The organism is Candidatus Cardinium sp. cByotN1 (assembly GCF_022810525.1).
GTDB lineage: Bacteria > Bacteroidota > Bacteroidia > Cytophagales > Amoebophilaceae > Cardinium.
This window is the reverse complement of sequence record NZ_JAACGG010000152.1, coordinates 1-385: the sequence shown is the minus strand read 5'-3', so window position 1 is coordinate 385 and position 385 is coordinate 1. Positions and strand designations below refer to the sequence as shown.

The following is a 385-nucleotide window of genomic DNA, read 5'->3' as shown; positions in this document are numbered from 1 at the left end:
AGTGTGCCCTCTAGTTTGCCCTCTAATTTGCCTTCTAGCTTGCCCTCGAGTTTGCACTTCTCTTGGCCAATTTGGATGCCCATTAGTTTTCCCTTTTTTTGACCAATTTGGATACCTTCTTCTCTATATTTTTGTGCTATAGTTCTCATAATATCTTCTTTATCTTGTTCAGGTAAATGTTGATCAATGATTCTTTCTAAATCTTGCTGTTTATCTTCAGGTAATTTGCTGTCAGTATACCATAAGAAATTTTTAATATAAATATAGCCTTTTTCTTTGTCAAGCAGAATATAGGGTTTAAAATTTTGTAAAAATTCCTCCCATAGATTAAGCATGTCTCTCTGATAAATATGTTTCATAACATATTCAAGCATCCCTACATATT

The 385-nt window shown here is 32.7% G+C and carries 1 pseudogene; it reads right to left on the bottom strand.

Annotated elements, in window-relative coordinates:
• Positions 1–359: pseudogene (locus MUW73_RS04100) on the bottom strand (hypothetical protein); the annotation flags it as partial.
• Positions 360–385: the final 26 nt, after the last annotated feature.